The organism is Arthrobacter sp. 05L45_2, assembly GCF_056397525.1.
The window spans coordinates 1-4,209 of record NZ_JBFTNO010000237.1 but is presented as its reverse complement, the minus strand read 5'-3'; the positions used below and the strand labels follow the sequence as shown (position 1 = coordinate 4,209).

Genomic DNA, 4,209 nt, shown 5'->3' with positions numbered 1-4,209 from the left:
GCTTTGATACGTTCCACGGCCCGCAGCCTGGCGGAGGCGGCGCGTGGGTTTTCTGCGATTTCTGCTGCGGTGGGCACCTCGGTGCCCTTGGTGAGGGTCTTCAGTTCTGCCTTGTGCTCCTCCAGCTCCACCGGGAAGCCGAGGGGCGCGGAGGATTTGGAACCGGCCTGGAAGACGCCCTTGACGATCTTGTCTTCCAGCGAGTGGTAGGACATGACCACCACCCTGCCGCCCATGGCGATCGAGGCGACGGCGGCCGGAATGGCCCGCTCGAGCACCTCGAGTTCCTCGTTGACCTCGATCCGGAGGGCCTGGAAGGTCCGTTTGGCCGGGTGGCCGCCGGTCTTCGCGGCGCCGGCGGGAACGACGGCCCGGATGGTGTCGACCAGTTCGCCGGTGGTGCTGAACGGCTTATCGGCGCGTGCGGCGACGATCCGGTTGGCGATCCGGCCGGCGAACTTTTCCTCGCCCCACTTTCGGATGATCCRGACCAGTTCCTCTTCGCTGTAGTTATTAACGACGTCGGCCGCAGTCTGTCCGCGGCTGGTATCCATCCGCATGTCCAGCGGCGCGTCGAACGAGTAGGCGAAGCCGCGGTCCCGTTCATCGAGCTGCAGCGAGGAGACGCCGAGGTCCATGAGGATGCCGTGAGCTTCCGCGATGCCGAGGTCTTCGAGGACTTCGGGGATCTCGTCGTAGACGGCGTGGACCAGGTCGATCCGGTCGGCGAAGGGCTTGAGCCGCTCCCCTGCCAGGGCGAGGGCTTCCTCGTCACGGTCGATGCCGATCAGGTGCAGGTCCGGGAAGCGCTGCAGCATCGCCTCGGAGTGGCCGCCCATCCCGAGCGTGGCATCAACTGCGATGGGCGTTTCGCCGCGCCGGCGGGCCTCTTCGAATCCGGGTGCCAACAAATTGATGCACCGGTCCTTGAGGACCGGTACATGGCGTTCGGACGTGGGCTTCGCCTGGTTGGAGTCGTCGCTCATGCCTGCGTCCTTTCGTTGGAGGGGTCTCTGCGGTGCTGCGCTTCTTGGTCCAGATCCCCATCCGCGCCTACCCTGCGGCCCGCCTGGCTCCGGGGAAGTGAGCCAGGTGAACTGCCGGATGGGCGGCTGGAGATCTTGAGCAAGAAACGGTGGTGTTGCTGGTGCCGCCGGGGCTTCAGAGAATTCCCGGGATGGCGTCGTCGGTTTCCGAGAAGGCGGTTTCCTTTTCGGCCAGGTACTCGTTCCAAGCCTGGGCGTCCCAGATCTCCGCGCGGGTTCCGGCGCCAATAACGGCCAGTTCCCTGCCGAGACCTGCGTATTCCCGGAGCGCCGGCGGAATCGTCACGCGCCCCTGCTTGTCAGGTACCTCGTCGGAGGCTCCAGAGAGGAAAACGCGGATGTAGTCACGGGCTTGCTTGGAGGAGATTGGAGCCTCCCGCATCTGCTCGTGAACCCGGCCGAATTCCGCCTCACTGAAGACGTAGATGCAGCGTTCCTGGCCCCGTGTGAGAACCAGGCCGCTGGCAAGTTCCTCTCGGAACTTCGCTGGGAGGATGATTCGACCCTTTTCGTCCAGACGTGGCGAATGAGTGCCGAGAAACACGGCCCACCGCCTGTCTGTTGTAGGAAGTCCAACGTCCCCTGTGCTGCCACTACCCTCTTACGTCCTCCACATTACTCCACTTCRCTCCCCCGTCAACGACATTCCGGTGTTTTTAGCGCAATTTTGGGCGTGTTGTCGGCGAAACACCCCTGATAAATAAAGGGAAGCGCGAAAAGTGGGGCGCAGTGGAGGGAATATCACCTCCAACTAGGCTTCGGGGCCGCCTCCAGCCCGGCCAACGGAGCCGAAACCAGGCCGCCCGGGGATCGATTGCTCCGTACGTACCCTTTTGGCCCCCCAAAACGGCAGATACGGAGCAGTCGATGGGGGTTAAACGGAAAAGGACCCGCCGAAGCGGGTCCGTGGTTTTCCAGGTGGAAGAGGTGGTGGTGCCAAATGGAGGGGGTTAGCCGCGGGGGGTCAGGACTCGCCGCGGTGCCGTTCCTCCCAGCGGTCCTCGAGGTTGCTCATAAACGAACTGCGCGGCTTGCCCGGCTTGCGTCCGTTACCGGCCTTGGCCTTGCCGCCGGCGCTGCGCATGGTCGCGAAGTAGACGCCTGCGCCCATCACGAGGAACCCAATCACGCCCACGACGATGYTTTGCAGCGAAACGCCCAGCAACAGCAGCAGGATGCCCGCGACGGCGCCGAGGACTCCGATGACCAGATGGCGGGTGGACCAGGAGCGACCCGGATCAGAACCCATCGAGCTGGCGAACTTGGGATCGTCCTCATGCAGCTGCTTCTCAAGTTGCTCAAGCAACTTCTGTTCGTGCTCCGAGAGCGGCATCACGACCTCCTTAAGTCGGCCAACGTCCAGAACTGACGAGGCCCTTGTCCCTTAAACCCTAACGACCGGGAGTGCCGGTTGGTTCCCTGTCCACCGTCATTGGTGAAACGGGGTTCCGCGGTTCCCTGTGAGGTGTTTAGTTGGCATGGCCGGCAACCCGAACATTTGATCCAGTCGTTCGAAATCTATGTATCTCTAAGGATAGATTGTTGCGCCCTGTTCTGAAAGACRCCGGCGGCTCATCCCGCGTCGGGACCGGGATCCAGCAGGCGGGCCGGCAACACCGCCTTGTTGCCGAACTTCCGCGTGACCCTGTCCAGCACCTGTTCGGCTGTTCGCCAGTTGTCGTCCCGGCGGTCCAGGCTAAGTTGCAGCGGCGCCTGGGCTGCCTCTTCAAGTTGCTCGGCCCGGATGCCCACGAGCCGCACCGTCATGGGCCGCTCCCCGATGGACTCGAGGAGCTGAACCGCCACACCGTAAAGCAACTGGGCGCTGTCGATCGGCGTGCTGACGGTCCGGCTGCGCGTGATGGTGGAGAAATCCGCATAGCGCAGCTTCAGGGCTACCGTGCGCGCGTGCATTCCCGCGCTGCGGAGCCGCTCCGCCGTGCGGTGCGAGAGCCTGAGCAGCTCGCGGTGCAGCAGGGCCTCGTCCGCCGTGTCGACGGCGAAGGTTTCTTCCGCTCCGATGCTCTTCTCCAGCCGGACCGGTGTCACGGGCCGCGGGTCGATTCCCCACGACAGCCGGTAGACGTGCTCCCCCGTGGCGCCCAGGATCTTCCGCAGCGACGGCAGGGGCGTGGCAGCGACGTCGGCAACCGTCCGGATCCCCATCCGTGCGAGCACCTCGACTGTTTTGGCCCCGACGCCCCAGAGGGCATTGACCGGCAGGGTATGCAGGTACGGGACCGTCTCATCCGGGCCGATCAGCAGCAGTCCGTCCGGCTTGCAGCGGGTTGAGGCAATCTTGGCAACGAATTTGCTGGCGGCGATCCCCACCGAGGCCGTGATCCCCAGTTCGCCCGCGACCCTGCGGCGGATCAGTTCGCCGATCTCCCTGGGCGGTCCCAGCCGCCGGATGGCGCCGCCGACGTCGAGGAAGGCCTCGTCGACGCTAAGCGGTTCCACGAGGTCGGTGATCGACCCGAAAATGGCCATGATCTGGCCCGAGACTTCGTAGTACAGCTTGTGGCGGGGCTCGATGATGGTGGCTGCCGGGCACATCCGGGCCGCCACCGCCATGGGCATGGCGGACTTGACGCCGAACTTCCGGGCCTCGTACGACGCCGAGAGCACCACCGAGCGCTCCGCGGGGTATCCGACGATCACGGGCCGGCCCTTCAGCTGGGGACGGCTGCGGAGTTCAACGGAGACGAAGAACGCGTCCATGTCCACATGCAGGATGCTGCTGCGCCGCAGCTCGCCCAGCTCCGCCTCGTTATAGGGCTTCACGCCGGGCTGCCCGCCATGACGGCCGTTGCGTCTTTCAGCTTGTTCCGCACTGCCTTTATCCCCACGTCGATCTTCCTCCGGCCCCACGCAACAATCCTATGCGCAGGGACTGACTAAACTGGAGGCTGCATCCAGCGTCAACACCAGGAGGAATGTCCCCGTGAAGGTTATTGGAGAGCGCAGACGCGCCGTGGCGGCCGTGGCGGCCGCCGGCGCTTTGCTGGCCCTGGCCGCGTGCACCCCGGGTCCGGGGGCGACGGCGGCGGCTTCCTCCGCGTCGGCGTCGGCGGCCCAACCCACCGCCGAATCCTCCACGACGGCCCCTCCCAGCCCGTCCGCCGAACCCGGCACCTCCGCCACCGTCGGCGCGCTGGTGGAC

General features: G+C 65.2%; 4 protein-coding genes and 1 pseudogene. 1 reads left to right on the top strand and 4 read right to left on the bottom strand.

Annotated elements, in window-relative coordinates:
- From rsmH to dinB, 4 genes are all read right to left on the bottom strand, one after another.
- Positions 1-986: 16S rRNA (cytosine(1402)-N(4))-methyltransferase RsmH (rsmH, locus tag AC1DHD_RS14605; RefSeq protein ID WP_476880404.1), on the bottom strand; the 986-nt coding region annotated here is incomplete at its 3' end.
- A gap of 175 nt (positions 987-1,161) precedes the next feature.
- Entirely contained in the window at positions 1,162-1,590 is a 429-nt protein-coding gene (gene mraZ, locus AC1DHD_RS14600; RefSeq protein ID WP_138769645.1) for a division/cell wall cluster transcriptional repressor MraZ, read from the bottom strand.
- Between the two features lie 420 nt (positions 1,591-2,010).
- Positions 2,011-2,379 carry a DUF3040 domain-containing protein gene (locus tag AC1DHD_RS14595; protein WP_476880403.1) on the bottom strand — a complete coding sequence of 123 codons (369 nt, stop codon included), beginning with the start codon at positions 2,377-2,379 and terminating at the stop codon, positions 2,011-2,013.
- Positions 2,380-2,618: 239 nt separating this feature from the next.
- Positions 2,619-3,830, bottom strand: coding sequence for a DNA polymerase IV (gene dinB, locus AC1DHD_RS14590; RefSeq protein ID WP_476880402.1), 1,212 nt, complete (start codon positions 3,828-3,830; stop codon positions 2,619-2,621).
- A 160-nt stretch (positions 3,831-3,990) separates the two neighbouring features.
- Here dinB and AC1DHD_RS14585 point away from each other — a divergent pair.
- Positions 3,991-4,209: pseudogene (locus AC1DHD_RS14585) on the top strand (hypothetical protein); the annotation flags it as partial.